The sequence below is a fragment of the Janthinobacterium sp. P210005 genome, from assembly GCF_036231865.1.
Lineage (GTDB): Bacteria > Pseudomonadota > Gammaproteobacteria > Burkholderiales > Burkholderiaceae_D > Janthinobacterium > Janthinobacterium kumbetense.
On sequence record NZ_JAZARC010000001.1, the window covers coordinates 1,082,598 to 1,099,656 of the forward strand.

The window sequence follows — 17,059 nt, forward strand, 5'->3', positions numbered from 1 at the left end:
GCTTAGTCGGTGGTTTCGGCCGGCCAGTCGCGGATGTAGGCCTTGAGCATCTGGTTTTCAAAGCTTTGCGCTTCGAGCACGGCGCGCGCCACGTCGTAGAAGGAAATGACGCCCAGCAAGGTCTTGGCATTCATGACGGGCAGGTAGCGCGCATGCTTTTCCAGCATGATGCGGCGCACTTCATTGACTTCCGTGTCAGGCGTGACGGTGATCGGGTGGTCGTCCATGTGCTTGCGCACGGTGCCGCCGCCGATCTGGCCCGCGTTTTCATGCAGCGCGTTCAACACTTCGCGGAAGGTCAGCATGCCGACCAGGTCGCCAAATTCCATGACCACCAGCGAACCGATGTCCTTTTCAGCCATGGTATTGGCCGCGTCAAGCAGGGGCTGGTCAGGCGTGACCGTGTAGAGGATATTGCCCTTGACTTGGAGAATTTCAGATACTTTCATATTGGCCGTCCTGTCCGCGTGATTGGTATTTTAGTTATTCTAGCCCTTACTGCGACTGTAGCCTATGCCTGCGGAAAAATCCAGCCTTGCGCGCAATCAAATCGAGGGGGATTGCCGGGCAAGAAAAACGTAGCGAGCGGATGCGCGGCGCGGCCGAGAAGCGCAGCGGTACGCGAGTACCGTGAGCATCGCCGGCCGTGCCACGCGACGCGCAGTAGTTTTTCTCACGCCCTGCGGCGGAACCAGCCGGCGATCGACAGGCGCTCCCGCGCCGTCGGCAACACTTCGTGCAGCATCTCGCCCGACATGAACATGGCCATGCGGCCCGCCTGCGGCGCGATATCGATGTGCTCGCCGCCCTGCGGGTGCAGGCGCAGCGCGCCGCCGTGCTCCGGCAGCCAGTCATCGTTGAGGTACAGCACGACGGACACCGTGCGCTTGTCGTCGTCGCGGAAACGGTCCAGATGGGCCCGGTAAAAGGCGCCCGGCGCGTACAGGGCGAAGTGGCTTTCGTACTCGTCCAGTCCCAGGAAGAGCTCGCGGTTGAGCATGCAGCGCAGCGCTTCCATGTGTTCCAGGTAGCGGTCGCAAGCGCTTGACCTGCCCGTTTCCAGCCATTCGATATGGTCGCCGCGGATGTCCGGCTGCAACAGCGGCGCATGGCCGCTGCCCACGCCGGCGCCCTTCATCTTGCCGCTGAGCATGGATTGCACGCATTCGGCGGCCAGCTGGCGGCTCAGTTCAGGGGAGATAAAATGCTCTTGCATGAGCCAGCCTGCGTGGCACAGGCCGTCGACGATAGAAGGTCCGGGTACGGCAAGGGCGCCGTCGAACGATATTGCGGGCATAAAATCTTTCCTGGTGGACATGCGATGAGAGTTCGCCTGAAGCCCAGGATTTCGCTGGCACGTAGCAGCCTTCCCTGCGGCGCGGCGCACGCGCACAAGTCAAACAGCCCGAATATCGCTGATCCGGTATCCTACCACCGCCGCACCGCAGCGGTCACTTTTTTTACACTGCAGGTTACACACAACACCCGCCAGCACGGCGCCATGCGCCCTGCACAGGAGCCCTTTTGCTCAGATGCAAATCAGGTTACGATCTTGCCACTATAAAACTTGGCGGAGACACCATGAGCGGCCCGAAATACCCCGGTTTCGACACTTTATCCCTGCATGCGGGCGCAGCGCCCGACCCGGCCACGGGCGCGCGCGCCACGCCCATCCATTTCACGTCCTCGTTTGCCTTCAAGAGTTCGGAACATGCGGCTTCGCTGTTCAATATGGAGCGGGCCGGCCACGTGTACTCGCGCATCTCGAATCCCACCAACGCCGTGCTGGAAGAGCGCATCGCCGCCCTTGAAGGGGGCGTGGCCGGCATCGCCACGGCCAGCGGCCAGGCCGCCATGCACCTGGGTTTATGCACCATCGCGGGCGCCGGCTCGCACATCGTCGCGTCGCGCGCCCTGTACGGCGGCTCGCAGAACCTGCTGGCCTACACATTGAAACGCTTCGGCATAGCCACGACGTTCGTCGACCCGCGCGACGTGGACGCCTGGCGCGCCGCCATCCGCCCGAATACCAAGGTGCTGTTCGCCGAAACCCTGGGCAATCCCGGCCTCGACGTGCTCGACATCCCCCGGATTGCCGCCCTGGCGCACGAGCACCACCTGCCGCTGATGCTCGATTCGACCTTCACCACGCCGTATCTGCTGCGGCCCTTCGAGCATGGCGCCGACCTGGTGTTCCACTCGGCCACCAAGTTCCTGTGCGGCCATGGCACGGCCATCGGCGGCTTGCTCGTCGATGGCGGCACCTTCGACTGGCAGGCGGCGTACGACAAGACGGGGCGTTTCGCCGAACTGTGCGAACCGTATGACGGTTTCCACGGCATGGTCTTCGCCGAGGAATCGACGGTGGCGCCGTTCGCCCTGCGCGCGCGGCGCGAAGGCTTGCGCGATTTCGGCGCCGTCATGAGCCCGCACAATGCCTTCGCCATCCTGCAAGGCGTCGAAACCCTGGGTTTACGCATGGACCGCCACGTGGCCAATACGCGCAAGATCATCGACTTCCTGCTGGCCAATCCGGCCGTGGAATCCGTGTCCTACCCCGAACTGCCGTCGCATCCCGATTACGCACTGGCGAAAACCCTGCTGCCGAAAGGCGCGGGCGGCGTGTTCACCTTCCGTCTGCGCGGCGACCGCGCGGCCGGCCAGCGCTTTGTCGACAGCCTGAAGATCTTTTCGCACCTGGCCAACGTGGGCGACGCCAAGTCGCTCGTCATCCACCCCGCTTCCACCACGCATTTCCGCGTGCCCGACGATCAGCTGGCGCAGGCGGGCATCACGCAAGGCACCATGCGTTTATCGGTGGGCCTGGAAGACGCGGACGATTTGATCGAAGACCTGGCCCGTGGCCTGAAACTGTCGCAGAAAGGCGCCTGAGATGCTGTTCACCATCGACAATACCACCGCCTACTGCTACACGGGTGGCAAAGCTTTTGACCCGAATCAACCCACGGCCGTCTTCATCCACGGCGCGCAGAACGACCATTCCGTGTGGGCCCTGCAAACGCGCTACTTTGCCCACCACGGCTGGAACGTGCTGGCCGTCGACTTGCCGGGACACGGCCGCAGCGGGGGCAAGGCCAGGGACAATGTGGCCGACCTGGCCCGCTGGATCCTGGCCGTACTGGACGCGGCCGGCGCGCCCAGGGCCATGCTGGTCGGCCACAGCATGGGTTCATTGATCGCGCTGGAAGCGGCATTCCTGGCGCCCGGGCGGATCAGCCACCTGGCCATGCTGGGGTCCACCTACCCGATGAAGGTTTCGCCCGCGCTGCTGGAAACGTCGCTGAGCGATGAACAGGCGGCCATCGACATGGTCAATATCTGGTCGCACTCGTCGATCGCGCAAAAGCCGTCGTTTCCCGGCCCGGGCTTTTACGCCATGGGCGGCGCACGGCGCCTGAAGCAGCGCATCGCCGCCCTCAACCCCGATCACGTGTTTCACACGGATTTTTTCGCCTGCAATGCCTACGCGAACGGCGAAATCGCCGCCGCTTCGGTACACTGCCCCACTTTATTCATTTTCGGCGCGCGCGACATGATGACGCCGCCCAAATCGACCCGCTTGCTGACTTCAAGCATCGCGCATGGCACCGTGGTGCAGGTCGACAGCGGGCACGAATTGATGGCCGAACAACCGGACGCCGTGCTTGACGCGCTGTTTGCGTTTGCGCAAAGCACGCCGGCATGACGCCACGCCACGCACGTGTTTTTTTAGGATAGATGCACCATGTTGTTGAATACCCTGTTTGACGAATTGACAGGCCGCGGCAGCGGCACGGAAGCGGCGCGGCGCGAACGCTATGAATGGCTGGAACAGCTGCGCTGCACCAACCCGCAAGCGGCCGGAGGCGGCCCCATGGCCGGCATCCCGGGCCACCACTGGTACCGGCTGCCGCAGGCGCTCGGCGTGGCCGGACAAGAATCCGACCTGCTGGTCGGCACCCTGAACGCCCAGTATCTGGTGTTCGCGGGCCGCCACGCGGCGGCTTTCGCGGCCGAACTGGGCCTGCAATACGACGCCAACAACCGCATCGACCGCCCCGGCGGCATCGACGAACTGCTCGACGCCTATGAAGAACAGGCCGACGGCAGCTGGAGCACCGTGGCGGCGGGCCAGCCGGCGCCGCCGCTGGCCGGCTGGGACGACGTGTACTTCCGCGTGCGCGACCTGAGCGACGGCAAGGCCATCCAGAGCGTGACCACCATCGCCTACGAGAGCAGCCGCTTTCCCGGCTACACCCTGCTGGGCACGACCCTGGTGGGCGCGGGCGCCATCGCGCACGACGACGAGACGGCGGAATATCTGCAGCAAGTCTTCGCCGACTGGGCCATCCAGCGCGATTGCGCCGATGCCTGTCCGCCGGCATCCGCACCCTGGCACCATGCACCGCGCCAGGCGCCGCCCGAGACGTACGACACTGCGTTCGATTTCGCCCGCAACCTCGCCTACCTCGACGCCCTGCTGGCTGCCTATGTCCGCGCGCAGGCACAGGCACAAAACGATGGCGGCGACGACGCCTACTGGGCTTGCGCGGCCGCCAGCACGGCTTACCAGGTCTTCTCGCTGCGCTACACGGCAGGCTTGCCCTTGCCTGACGTGGAAACGGCGCTGGAAGCGGCCATCGCCGCCTGCGAAACGGCGCGCGCGGCCCTGGCCGCCGCCTACGCTGACGATGGCTTGCCCGCCTTTGATTTCGAACAATTGACGGATTACGCGCGCACCTTGCAGCTGCTGGGCGCAAGCCTGCTGTTCGGCCGCCACGACCTGGCCAGGCGCCTCGCCGCCCTGCAGACGGCTTTCGATGGCGAAGATGGCGTGTACGAGGCGCTGCTGTCCGCCATCGATCCGCAGCGTCCCGCCGTCGACGAATGGTATTTCGCCGAACCCTATACGGCCCTGTACGACTGCCTCGACGCGGACGACCGCGCGCAGCAGCTCGAGCACCTGCAACACTACCTGGCCGGCTGGCACGGCGCGCTGGTGCGCGAAGACTGGTTCAACGGCCATTTGCGCGCGCAGGGACTGGGCGGCTACTACGGCCTGTGGGCCTTCGAAGCGGCCGCCGTGGCGCAACGCCTGGGGCTGGAGCGCGGCGCCCTGGCGCACTGGGTCATGCCGCCAGCGCCCTGAATACCCCGTACACTTTTAGATAAATATCAATGATCAATACCGCAGCCCTGTTCAGCACCGCCTTCCTGCCCGGCCAGGCCGGCTTCGACACCGATACGATCACGGGCCTGGCCGAATGGCGGCTCGCTACCCCCATGCTGTTCAAGCTGCTCATCGGCGCCGGCACGCAAGCCGTCGCCTGGCCCATCTACGGCGATGGCGAGGACTGCCCCTGCGTGCTGGCCGCGCCGATGGCGCAGGCGCAGGCCAGCTGGCAAGCCTTGTCCGCCCTGATGGACAGGCCGCGCGACGCGGCCGCCATCGTCGCGCGCGCCGGCATCAGCGCCCTGCTGGCGGGGGGCCAGGCGTGGCTGGTGTTTGACTGCGTGCAGCTGATCCCGCACGATATCGACACGCCGCAATACGCGGCCGGGCTCGAAGCCCTGCGCGCCGAGGCGCAAGCCCTGCACTCTGCCCTGCAGCGCGGCGACAAGGAAGCGCTGACGCCCCTGCTGGACGCCGGCGCCGCATCGCCCGCCATTGGCTACTGGTCGGCCACGGCCGACGCGCAGCTGGCCGATGTCGAGGAACTGGATGCGAATGCGCTGCCGTTCCTGCAAGGCCTGGAAGTGCGGGAATGGGTGGAAGACGCGCTGTGCTACGCGGTGGCAGCGGCGGGGCAGCCGGACATTCGGGGCCTCGTCACGCCGTACGGCCGCTGGATCGCGCCGCTGTCGCGGGGCCTCGTTCACCTGGACGCCAGCGACGCGGACGATGGCTGGATCACCTTTGCCAGGGCGGACAAGCCCGACGCGCACGGCGTCATGGACCTGAATGGCACGGTGGTGCTGGCGCCCGCGCCCGGCGACCTGTACGTAATCAGTCCCCACCTGCTCCACCAAGTCGCGCCGGACGGCGCCACCTGCCTCCGCCGCTTGCCGGACGGCGCACGGCTCCTCGAAGGCGTGGACAGCCTGTGCCAGCGCGACGATGGGTATATCGACTTCATGCGCCTGACGGGCGAACAGGACGAGCGCAATGTCCACGGCGTGCTGGACGCCACGGGCGCGATGGTGGTGCCGCCCGCCTACAGCTCCGTGCAGGATTTCGGCACCAAGAAAAAGATCGCCATCGTCAGCCAGCGCATAGCCGGCCGCTTCCTGTTTGGCATGATTAATAGCCAGGGCGAGCTGCTGGCGCCCTGCCGGTACGAAGCCATCGATTGCGCCACGACGTCGTCGCCGCCCAGGCTGCGCAAGAACCTGATCTTCGCCATCGATGCGCAAGGGCTGGCCTGCATGCTGACCCTGGACGGCAAGCAGGCGTTTGTGCCTTTATATCCGCCCGCCCACCATCTGCGCGGCGTGGCCGTGCAAAGCGACTTTTTATATGTCGTCAAGGATGGCATGGCCTGGAGCATGGATTTCACGGGCCAGCTGCTGGAACAGTTCGACACCGTGGAAAACTTCAAGGCGGCCATCACGGCCCAGTTGAGCGAGGCCATGGGCCTGAGCAAGAAAAAGCCCGTCCGGCGCCGCAGCTTTATGCCCGCGCAAATCCTGGCAAAGGCCGACCGCGCGCAGTTGCGCACCATGGCCGCCCTGTTCTTGCAGGGCGATGCGGACCTGGCCGCGCGCTGCGTGGACATCACGCTCGACGAGCTGGCGGAGGACGACCCGGAAGAAGAATATGAAGGCGACACGCCCGCAGCGGCCTGTTTCTTCCTGCTGTGGTCCACGGCCGCCCACACGCTGGGCTACGGCACCACCCTGGACTGGAAAGCCGTCGATGAAGTACCGCGCCTGATCCAGCATATCGGCCTGCCCGCGCTGCGCGATTTTTCGTGGTCAGAGCGCGAGGATGGCGACGCGATGGCCGAGGGCCTGGCCGCCATCGCCGCCCACCTGGCGCCGCATCAGCTCCGCCTGATCAACATGCACGGCGGCGAAGACACGTATTATCTGGGGGTGGTGCGGGCGCAGGATGCGGCCGCGTTCAAGGCAGCGGCGCTGCTGGCGGCCTTGCGGCCCGTGGTGTACTAAGACCGCTCAGTTAAGACCGCTCAGTTGCATTTGACGGTGCCGAAATGCTGCGCCAAAGTCAGGCCCAGTCCCTGCTCCACGGCGTTTTCCACCTGCGCCGCCAGGGCTGCCGCTTCTTCGGCCGCCTGGATATCGCGTTCATTGGTGGAGCCGGCCGGATAGCCGGAGTTCACGCGCATGCCGCCGAAGACGAACAAGCGGTAGACGTCGGCCAGGCTGATGCGGTTGACATTGCCCAGCAAGACCCAGTGGTCGGAACTGTCGGCCACGCGCTTGCCCCACTGCACCCGCACGGCGCCCTCCACGTTGACTCTTCCCACCCAGCCCTGCTGCACCATCTTGTCGAGCAGGGTTTCCATCTCTTCGAAGCCCAGGCGCGTGCTGCGGCGGATCTCGGCGGCGCCCACCAGGGCCGAATCGCCGCAGTGGCAAGCCTGGTGCAGCACTTTCAAGATGGCGACGGCGTCAACGAATTCGCTGCCCGGCGCCGCCTCGTACCACCAGCGTTCGTATTTCACGACGGGCAAGGCGGCCACCAGCAAGGCGCCCACGAGGGTGATCATCCAGCTCAGGTAAATCCACACGAGGAACAGCGGCAAGGCGGCCAGTGCGCCGTAGATGCGCGAATAGGTGGGAAATTCCTGGATGAATTCACCGAAGCCCCGCTTGGCCACTTCGAACGCCAGCGCCGCCAGCAAGCCGCCCCAGGCCGCGTCGCGCCAATCCACGTCGCGGTTCGGCACGGCAATGTACAGCAATGTAAACGCCAGCATGGTCAGGCCGATCGACACCAGCGTATAAAACACGGCGCCCAGGAAAGGCACGGCGCCCACCACCCCGCTGGTGGCCATGAAGAGGCGCGACGTCACCGTCAGCGACACGCCCACCAGCAGCGGCCCCAGGGTGACGATGGCCCAGTAGACAAGCAAGCGTTTGGTCCAGCGGCGTTCCTGGCGCACGCGCCAGATGCGGTTGAAGACGCGCTCGATCAAACCCATCATGCCCACCGACGTGACGATCAGGGCGCCCGCGCCGATGGCCGACAATCGCGTGGCCTTCGAGGCGAACGTGGTCAGATAATCGAGGATGGTGTTCGATATGCCCTTGGGCATCACGCTTTGCACGAAATAATCTTCCAGCGCATGGCGGAAGGTATTGAATAGCGGGAAAGTGGTGAAGATCGCCAGGGCCAGGGTCAGCAGCGGCACCAGCGCAAACACGGTGGCGAACGTCAGGCTGCCGGCCACCTGCGGCAGGCTTTCCTCGCGCACGCGGCGGCGCGCGAATTGCAGCAAGTCGCGCGTTTCGGACCAGGTCAGGCCGCGCACGACGGCCAGCCCGATGCTCAGGGCGCGCCACAGGTATTGAAAGAACGGGAATATATATTTTGAAAACATGTGCAAAATCAGAACGGCGCCATGACAGCAGTCGTATCAGGCTGTAAAGCGCCCTATAATACCAATGATGAAGCCAACCAATCTGATTATTCTCGTATTGTTTTATTCACGCCATGGCGCCACGCGCCAGTTGGCCGAGTTGATAGCCCAGGGAGTGGAAAGCGTGCCCGGTTGCGACGCCCGCCTGCGCACCGTGCCCGCCGTCTCGACGGTGACGGAAGCGACGGCGCCCGAAGTGCCCCTTGACGGCGCGCCCTACGTGGAACTGGACGACCTGCAGGAGTGCGCGGGCCTGGCCCTGGGTTCGCCCACGCGCTTCGGCAACATGGCCGCCGCCATGAAGTACTTCTGGGACGGCACGGCCAGCGACTGGCTGGCCGGCAGCCTGTCCGGCAAGCCCGCCTGCGTGTTCACGTCCACGGGCAGCCTGCACGGCGGCCAGGAATCGACCCTGCTGTCGATGATGATCCCCCTCTTCCACCACGGCATGCTGGTCATGGGCTTGCCCTACACGCATCCGGAACTGATGACGACGTCCACGGGCGGCTCGCCGTATGGCGCCACGCACTGGTCGGGCATAGACGGCGACAAGGCCCTGAGCGACGATGAAAAGCGCCTGGCCATCGCCCTGGGCCGGCGCCTGGCGGAAAACGCCGCGAAACTGGCGGGCGCGTGATGCACGGCGCACTGCACAAGTATTTTCACTGGGGCGCCATCGCCAGCCTCGTCACCCTGATCGTCTGGTGCGTGCTGTGGGAAACCGTCGTCGCGCCGCTGCAGCCGGGTGGCTCCTGGGTCGTCCTGAAGGCGGCGCCCCTGCTCATTCCCCTGTATGGCGTCATCAAGCGCGACGTGTACACCCTGCAATGGTCGTCGATGGTGATCCTGCTGTACTTCACGGAAGGCGTGGTGCGCGGCTACAGCGACACGAACCCCGTCTCGGCCCGGATGGCCTGGGGCGAGGCGGCCATCGTCTGCATCTATTTTGCCTGCGCCGTGCTGTATCTGCGCCCATATAAAAAGGCGGCCAAGCGCATGGCCAGGGAATTGCTGGAAAAAGTGACTAAAGTGAGCATCAAGAAATGAACGACAAGCCCATGACTGACCAAGCCGACTTCCTCGCCGCCTGTCGCGACCTGCTGGGCGACGCCTACGTCCTCACCCTGGACGCCGACACGGCGCCCTTCCTCACCGACTGGCGCGACCGTTTCACGGGCAAGGCCCTGGCCGTGCTGCGCCCCGCCACCGTGGAGCAAGTCGCCGGCGTGCTGCGCGCCTGCGCGCAATGGCACGTCCCCGTCGTGCCGCAAGGCGGCAACACGGGCCTGGTCCTGGGCAGCATCCCGGACGCCGCCGGCACGGCCATCGTGCTGTCGCTGGCACGCCTGAACGGCATCCGCGCGCTCGATCCCGTCAACCGCACCATCACGGTGGACGCGGGCTGCATCCTGCAAACCATCCAGGAAGCGGCCAGCGCCGCCGGTTGCCTGTTCCCCCTGTCGCTGGCGGCCGAAGGCAGTTGCACCATCGGCGGCAACCTGGCGACCAACGCGGGCGGCACGGCCGTGCTGCGCTACGGCAACACGCGCGAGCTGTGCCTGGGCCTGGAAGTGGTCACGCCGCAGGGCGAGATCTGGAGCGGCTTGCGCGGCTTGCGCAAGGACAACACGGGCTACGATTTGCGCGACCTGTACATCGGCGCCGAAGGCACCCTGGGTGTGATCACGGGCGCCGTGATGAAGCTGTACCCGCAGCCGAAAGCCTGCATCACGGCGCTGGCCGCCATGCCCTCGCCCGCCCACGCGCTGCGTTTGCTGTCGCTGATGCAGGACCATTGCGGCGCCAGCCTGACGGGTTTTGAACTGATGTCGCAGTACTGTTTGCAACTGGTGGCGGAGCAGTTCCCGCAGCTGCCGCGCCCATTCGCCGACGCGCACGGCCAATATGTGCTGCTCGAATTATCCAGCAGCCAGTCCGAGGCGCACGCCGTGGAATTGCTGGAAGCGAGCATCGGTGCGGCGCTGGAAGACGAATTGATCGAAGACGCCGTCGTCGCCAGTTCCGTGGCGCAGTCCGAGGGACTGTGGCAGCTGCGCGAGCACATCCCGCTGGCGCAGGCGCAGGCGGGCAAGAACATCAAGCACGACATCTCGCTGCCGATTTCCCGCATCGCCGATTTCATCGCCATCACGGATGCGGCCCTCGAGTCAGCCTTCCCCGGCTGCCAGCTCGTGTGCTTTGGCCACCTGGGCGACGGCAACCTGCATTACAACGTGGCGCCGCCAGCCGGCATGACGGACCGGGATTTCCTCGCCAACCAGGATGCGATCAACCGCATCGTGCACGACCAGGTCCTCGCTTTTGGGGGTTCGATTTCGGCCGAACACGGCATCGGCGCGCTGAAAAAGGCCGATCTCGCCCGCTACAAGTCGCCGCTGGAATTGCAGCTGATGCGCGCCGTGAAGCAGGCGCTGGACCCGCAGAACATCATGAATCCGGGGAAAATCCTGTGAAAACGCCGTCCCTCCTGCTCTGCGCCATGGCCTTGCTGGCCGGTTCCGCCAGTGCGCAGGACGTCTACAAATGCGTGAAGGATGGCCAGAGCAGCTATAGCGCCACGCCATGCACGGCCGGCCAATTGCAAATCCTGGAAATCCCCGCGCCGCCGCCCGCCGTCGACAAGGGCGCGGCCACGCGCCAGGAACGGGTGGCCAGCCAGATGGAAGCGGCGCGCAAGAAGCAGGAGCAACTGGAAGACCAGGCGCGTGAACGGGGCGCCAGGCAGCAGGAAGTCCACGAGAAGCACTGCGCGCAGCTGCGCCTGGAGCAGAAATGGGCGGCGCAGGACGCCGTCGGCGCGGGCGACAAGAACCGCGATGCGGCGCAATTGAAAGCACGGCGCGCCGGCGAACGCCTGGCCGTCGAATGCCTGCATTGAGTGCGCCGGCAGCCGATCCTGCGGGCACGCGCCTGCTGTCGCGCTGGCTGCTGCTGGGCGAATGGCGCGCGCATCCCGTGCGCGCCCTCGTCGCCATCCTGGCCATCGCCATCGGCGTATCGCTGGGCTTTGCCATCCACCTGATCAACGCGGCCGCCTTCAATGAATTTTCCACGGCCGTCAAAAGCCTGTCCGGCCAGGCCGACGTGCAGGTGGCCGGGCGCGAAGCGCTGTTCGACGAAGCCATCTACCCATGGCTGGCGCAGCACGACGGCGTGGCTGTCGCTTCGCCCGTGCTGGAACTGCAGGCCACGGTGGCGGGCAAGAAGGACGGCGGCCCGCTGCACATCCTGGCGCTCGACGTCTTCCGCGCCGGCTTCATCTCGCCCGACCTGATCGGCGCACCGGCCGAAGGCCAGCCTTTCGACACCCTGGCCGACGACGCCGTCTTTTTATCGCCGGCCGCCTTGCGATGGCTCAATGTAGCCCAAGGCGGCCAGGTCGCCCTGCAATCGGGCACGGGCACGGTGCCGCTGCGCGTGGCCGGTTCGCTGCAGCGCGCGCGCGCCGGCCAGCGCATCGCCGTAATGGATATCGGCGCGGCGCAATGGCGCTTCAACAAGCTGGGCAAGCTGTCGCGCATCGACTTGAAACTGCGCCAGGGCGTCAACCGCGACGCCTTCCAGGCCGAGTTGGCGCGGGCGCTGGAAGCGCAGTACCCGGGGCGTTTCCAGGTGGGCCAGCCGAATGACGAGAACCAGAATAGCCGCAACAATAACCTCAGCCGCGCCTACCGGGTCAACCTGACGGTGCTGGCCCTCGTCGCCCTGTTCACGGGGGCCTTCCTCGTGTTTTCCACGCAGGCGCTGTCCGTCATCCGCCGCCGCGGCCAGTTCGCGCTGCTGCGCGTGCTGGGCATGGAACGGGGCCGGTTGCTGCGCCAGGTGCTGCTGGAAGGCGCCAGCCTCGGCATCGTCGGCGCCGGCCTGGGCATCGCGGGCGGCTACGCCATGGCGGCCGTGGCCCTGCGCTTCTTCGGCGGCGACCTGGGCGCCGGCTATTTCGCGGGCGTGCAGCCGCAGGTGCAGTTCACACCCGTCGCCGCCTTCGTCTACTTTATCCTCGGCCTCGGCGTCGCCTTGCTGGGCTGCGCCGCGCCCGCGCTGGAAGCGGCGCGCGCGGCACCCGCCATCGCCCTGAAATCGGGCAGCGAGGAAGTCGTGACGACGCGCCTGGCGAAAACCTGGCCCGCGCTGGTCTGCCTGCTGCTGGCCGGCGCCCTGACCTTCCTGCCGCCCGTGTTCGAGCTGCCCCTGTTCGGCTATCTGTCCATCGCGCTGCTGCTGATCGGCGCCATCGCCCTGATGCCGCAGCTGGCCGCCGTCGTCTTCCGCTTCCTGCAGCGCGCCTGGCTGCGCACGGACACCAGCCAGCATGCGCCCGTGCGCAGCCTGACCCTGGCCCGCCTGGCGAACGCCTCGGGCCAGGCCGGCATCGCCCTCGGCGGCGTGCTGTCGAGTTTCAGCCTGATGGTGGCGATGGCCATCATGGTGTCGAGTTTCCGCGTTTCCGTCGACGACTGGCTGCTGCAGATCTTGCCGGCCGACGTGTACGCGCGCACGGCCGCCAGCGGCGGCACGGCAGGCTTGAATCCACGCGAACAGGCCAGCATCACCGCCCTGCCCGAGGTGGCCAGGGTGGATTTCCAGCGCCTGCGCTCGCTGTCACTGGCGCCCGACCGTCCGAATGTGGTGCTGCTGGCGCGCCCGATCCTGCTGTCCGATCCGGGCAAGAGCATGGTGCTGGTGGGTGACACCCTGCCCGTGCCGGCAGGGGAGAAACCCGTCTGGCTGTCGGAGGCGGCGGCCGACCTGTACAACGTCAAACCGGGCCAGCAGATAGCCCTGCCGCTGGCAGGCGGCTTGCACAAGTTCTTCATCGCCGGCATCTGGCGCGACTATGCGCGCTCTTCCGGCGCCATCCAGATGCCGCTGGACGACTACCGCGCGCTGACGGGCGACCTCGATGTCAGCGACGCCGCCCTGTGGCTGGCCAAGGACGCCACGGGCGACGCGCTGCAACAGCGCCTGAAAGCGCTGCCGTTCGGCGCCAGCCTGGAAGTGTCGAATCCGTCGGCCATCCGCGCCCTGAGCCTGCAGATTTTCGACCGCAGCTTCGCCGTCACCTATCTGCTGGAAGCCATCGCCATCGTCATCGGCCTGTTCGGCGTGGCCGCCACGTTTTCCGCGCAAACGCTGGCGCGCGCCCGCGAATTCGGCATGCTGCGCCACGTGGGCGTGACGCGCGGGCAGATTTTGTCCATCCTGGCGCTCGAAGGAGGCGCGCTGACGGCGCTGGGCATCGCCACCGGTTTCATCCTGGGCCTGCTGATCAGCTTTGTGCTGGTCTTCATCGTCAATCCGCAATCGTTCCACTGGACCATGCAACTGCACCTGCCGTGGCCCTTGATCGCCACCGTGGCCGGCGCCCTGCTGACGGCGGCCGCCGCCACGGCGCTGATCGCGGGCAGACAAGCCTTGTCCGCTGGCCCCATCCGCGCCGTCAGGGAGGACTGGTAATGCGCCGTGTTTTCATCTTGTCATTGGCGCTGGCGCTACCTGCGCTGGCCGCGCCGCCCGCCTTTGCCCCCGTCACGCCGCTGCCGGCCGGCCAGACCCTGCGCCTGCCGCACGACTTCGGCGCCCATCCCGCGTATAAAACGGAATGGTGGTACGCCACGGGCTGGGTCAAAACGGCCGGCGGCGAGCAGCTGGGCTACCAGGTGACCTTCTTTCGCAGCGCCACGGCCACCGATACGGACAATCCCAGCGCGTTTGCGCCGAAACAGCTGATCATCGGCCATGCGGCCCTGTCCGATCCCAAGGTCGGCAAGCTGCTGCACGACGAGAAAAGCGCGCGCGAGGGTTTCGGCCTGGCCTACGCCAAGGTGGGCGACACGGACGTCAAACTCGACGACTGGCGCATGCAGCGGCAGGCGGATGGCAGCTACCGGGTCAGCCTGGCCGCGCGCGAATTCAACCTGCAGCTGACCCTCGCGCCCACCCAGCCCGTGCTGCTGCAAGGCGTTGGCGGCTACTCGCGCAAGGGCGCCCGGCCCGCGCAATCGAGTTACTACTACAGCAAGCCGCAGCTGCGCACGACGGGCACCATCGCGCGCGCGGGCGGCAAGCCGGAAGCCGTGACGGGCGCCACCTGGCTCGATCACGAGTGGTCCAGCCAGGTGCTCGATGCGGACGCCAGCGGCTGGAACTGGATAGGCGCCAACCTCGACGACGGCGGCGCCCTGATGGCCTTCCAGATCCGCAGCAAGACAGGTGCTAAACTATGGGCGCACGCGACATGGCGCGACGCGTCCGGTAAGATGACGCAGTTCGCGCCCGGCGACGTCGATTTCACACCCACGCAGCTGTGGCGTTCGCCCCGCACGCAGGCCGAATACCCGGTCGCCACCGAGATCCGCACGGGCGCGACGCGCTGGCAGATCAAGCCGCTGCAAGCGGACCAGGAACTCGATTCGCGCCGCTCGACGGGCGCCGTGTACTGGGAAGGCGCCGTGACGGTGGAGCGCGACGGCCAGCCGGTGGGCCGCGCCTACCTGGAAATGACGGGCTATGTCCAGCCGATGAAGTTGTAAGCACTACCGAATATGTAAATCAAAGCGAAAAACAATGACAACCAGCACAGAAACAGGCAGTACCAGTACAGCAAGCACCGCATCGACTCCCGACACCGGCACCAGCCGCGAACTGAAAAAAGGCAGCCTGGCCGCCTTCAAGGGCTTGATGCCCTTTTTGACGCCGTACCGCAAGCAGTTCTTCCTGGCCGGTATCGCGCTGGTGGTGGCCGCCGCCTCCACCCTGGCCATTCCCGCCGCGTTCAAGCAGATGATCGACCTCGGCTTCGGCGGCGCGGCCGGCTCGAAGAGCATCCAGCACGTCGACCTGGTCTTCCTCGCCCTGTTCGGCGTGGCGTCCATCCTGGCGCTGGCCACGGCCGCGCGGTTTTACACGGTGTCGTGGCTGGGCGAGCGCGTCACGGCCGATATCCGCAGCGCCGTGTACCGCCACGTCGTCACGCAAAGCCCCGAATTCTTTGAAACCACGCAGACGGGCGAAGTCCTGTCGCGCATCACCACCGACACGACCCTGATCCAGGCCGTCGTCGGCACCAGCATCTCCATGGCGCTGCGCAATGTGCTACTGTTCCTGGGCGGCCTGGTGATGCTGTTCGTCACCAGCGCCAAGCTGGCGGGCATCATCATCGGCCTCCTGATACTCGTCGTCGTGCCCATCATCGTGTTTGGCCGCAAGGTGCGCAAGCTGTCGCGCGACTCGCAGGACCGCATCGCCGACGCATCGGCCATGGCCGGCGAAATCCTCAACGCCATGCCTACCGTGCAAGCGTTCACGCACGAGAAAATCGAATCGAAACGCTTTGGCGACTCCGTCGAAGGCGCCTTCATGACGGCCATGCGCCGCATCCGCGCCCGCGCCCTCTTGACCATGATCGCCATCCTGCTGGTGTTCGGCACCATCGTCTTCGTGCTGTGGCTGGGCGCGCGCGCCGTGCTGGAAGGCTCGATGACGGGCGGCGACCTGGGCCAGTTCATCCTGTACGCCTCCATCGTGGCCGGCGCCATCGGCGCCCTGTCCGAAGTCATGGGCGAAGCGCAGCGCGCCGCCGGCGCCACCGAACGCCTGCTGGAATTGATGGCCGTCAAATCGGAAATCGCCTCGCCGGCCACGCCGCTGCCGCTGCCCGCGCGCGCCGCGACCGGCGCCGCCTTGACATTGGACAATGTCATGTTCTCCTACCCGTCGCGCCCGGACACCCATGCGCTGGACCACGTCAGCCTCGACATCCGCGCCGGCGAAACGGTGGCCGTCGTCGGCCCTTCCGGCGCCGGCAAGACCACCCTGTTCCAGCTGTTCCTGCGCTTCTATGACCCGCAAAGCGGCAGCATCCGCCTCGATGGCGTCGATATCAAGCAGCTGGACTTGCACACCCTGCGCGACGCCATCGGCATCGTGCCGCAGGATACCGTGATTTTCTCGGCCGACGCCATGGAAAACATCCGCTACGGCCGCGCCGGCGCCAGCGACGAGGAAGTGATCGCCGCCGCGAAAATGGCGGCCGCCCACGAATTCATCGAGCGCCTGCCGAACGGCTACAAATCCTTCCTCGGCGAACGGGGCGTGCGCCTGTCCGGCGGCCAGCGCCAGCGCATCGCCATCGCCCGCGCCCTGCTGAAAAACCCGCCGCTGCTGCTGCTCGATGAAGCCACCAGCGCGCTGGACGCGGAATCGGAACGCCTGGTGCAAAAGGCGCTGGAAGCGGCCATGGTAGGCCGCACCACGGTCATCATCGCCCACCGCCTGGCCACCGTGCAGCGCGCCGACCGCATCATCGTCATGGAAGACGGCAAGATCGTCGAGACGGGCACGCATGCGTCGCTGGTCGCAATGAAAGGCATCTATGCGAACCTTGCCGCACTGCAATTTCACAACGTACAGATCAACTAAGCAAAAACAGC

At 66.1% G+C, this 17,059-nt stretch carries 14 protein-coding genes; 11 read left to right on the top strand and 3 right to left on the bottom strand.

All coding sequences use genetic code 11. From position 1 onward, the window contains the following. Positions 1 to 2 precede the first annotated feature (2 nt). Positions 3 to 449: a CBS domain-containing protein gene (locus VPH40_RS04730; protein ID WP_010398828.1), complete on the bottom strand. Its 447-nt coding sequence runs from the start codon at positions 447 to 449 to the stop codon at positions 3 to 5. A 224-nt stretch (positions 450 to 673) separates the two neighbouring features. After that, the gene (locus tag VPH40_RS04735) at positions 674 to 1,297 is read right to left on the bottom strand and encodes a 2OG-Fe(II) oxygenase (protein ID WP_328572825.1); all 624 of its coding nucleotides are present in this window, start codon (positions 1,295 to 1,297) and stop codon (positions 674 to 676) included. Positions 1,298 to 1,581: 284 nt separating this feature from the next. Here VPH40_RS04735 and VPH40_RS04740 point away from each other — a divergent pair, with 284 nt between their 5' ends. The 4 genes from VPH40_RS04740 to VPH40_RS04755 are packed head-to-tail and all read left to right on the top strand — an operon-like array spanning position 1,582 to position 7,170. Further along, a complete protein-coding gene (locus VPH40_RS04740; RefSeq protein ID WP_328572826.1) occupies positions 1,582 to 2,892 on the top strand; it encodes an O-acetylhomoserine aminocarboxypropyltransferase in 1,311 nt (436 codons plus the stop codon). A 1-nt stretch (position 2,893) separates the two neighbouring features. After that, complete coding sequence (locus VPH40_RS04745; protein ID WP_328572827.1) at positions 2,894 to 3,706, top strand: alpha/beta fold hydrolase; 813 nt, start codon at positions 2,894 to 2,896, stop codon at positions 3,704 to 3,706. A gap of 39 nt (positions 3,707 to 3,745) precedes the next feature. Beyond that, positions 3,746 to 5,149, top strand: a complete 1,404-nt coding sequence (locus VPH40_RS04750; protein ID WP_328572828.1) for a PoNe immunity protein domain-containing protein — start codon at positions 3,746 to 3,748, stop codon at positions 5,147 to 5,149. 29 nt (positions 5,150 to 5,178) lie between these two features. Then, a complete protein-coding gene (locus VPH40_RS04755; protein WP_328572829.1) occupies positions 5,179 to 7,170 on the top strand; it encodes a DUF6630 family protein in 1,992 nt (663 codons plus the stop codon). A gap of 20 nt (positions 7,171 to 7,190) precedes the next feature. On the opposite strand, the gene VPH40_RS04760 is transcribed toward VPH40_RS04755, so the two are convergent. Next, entirely contained in the window at positions 7,191 to 8,567 is a 1,377-nt protein-coding gene (locus VPH40_RS04760; protein ID WP_305052227.1) for a YihY family inner membrane protein, read from the bottom strand. A 67-nt stretch (positions 8,568 to 8,634) separates the two neighbouring features. Here VPH40_RS04760 and wrbA point away from each other — a divergent pair, with 67 nt between their 5' ends. Genes wrbA through VPH40_RS04795 form a run of 7 tightly spaced genes read left to right on the top strand, consistent with a single transcriptional unit; the run spans position 8,635 to position 17,048 of the window. Continuing rightward, positions 8,635 to 9,243, top strand: a complete 609-nt coding sequence (gene wrbA / locus VPH40_RS04765) for an NAD(P)H:quinone oxidoreductase (protein WP_099410250.1) — start codon at positions 8,635 to 8,637, stop codon at positions 9,241 to 9,243. Continuing rightward, entirely contained in the window at positions 9,243 to 9,653 is a 411-nt protein-coding gene (locus VPH40_RS04770; RefSeq protein ID WP_099667632.1) for a DUF2069 domain-containing protein, read from the top strand. The genes wrbA and VPH40_RS04770 overlap by 1 nt, the downstream gene beginning before the upstream one ends. An 11-nt stretch (positions 9,654 to 9,664) precedes the next feature. After that, complete coding sequence (locus VPH40_RS04775; protein ID WP_328572830.1) at positions 9,665 to 11,080, top strand: FAD-binding oxidoreductase; 1,416 nt, start codon at positions 9,665 to 9,667, stop codon at positions 11,078 to 11,080. Further along, positions 11,077 to 11,505: a DUF4124 domain-containing protein gene (locus VPH40_RS04780; RefSeq protein ID WP_328572831.1), complete on the top strand. Its 429-nt coding sequence runs from the start codon at positions 11,077 to 11,079 to the stop codon at positions 11,503 to 11,505. Before VPH40_RS04775 ends, VPH40_RS04780 begins: the two co-directional genes overlap by 4 nt. Continuing rightward, on the top strand, positions 11,493 to 14,084 hold the full coding sequence (locus VPH40_RS04785) for an FtsX-like permease family protein (protein WP_328572832.1): 2,592 nt from the start codon (positions 11,493 to 11,495) through the stop codon (positions 14,082 to 14,084). The genes VPH40_RS04780 and VPH40_RS04785 overlap by 13 nt, the downstream gene beginning before the upstream one ends. Continuing rightward, entirely contained in the window at positions 14,084 to 15,160 is a 1,077-nt protein-coding gene (locus tag VPH40_RS04790) for a lipocalin-like domain-containing protein (RefSeq protein ID WP_289904777.1), read from the top strand. The genes VPH40_RS04785 and VPH40_RS04790 overlap by 1 nt, the downstream gene beginning before the upstream one ends. 34 nt (positions 15,161 to 15,194) lie before the next feature. Continuing rightward, positions 15,195 to 17,048, top strand: coding sequence for an ABC transporter transmembrane domain-containing protein (locus VPH40_RS04795; protein WP_251348417.1), 1,854 nt, complete (start codon positions 15,195 to 15,197; stop codon positions 17,046 to 17,048). Positions 17,049 to 17,059 lie beyond the last annotated feature (11 nt).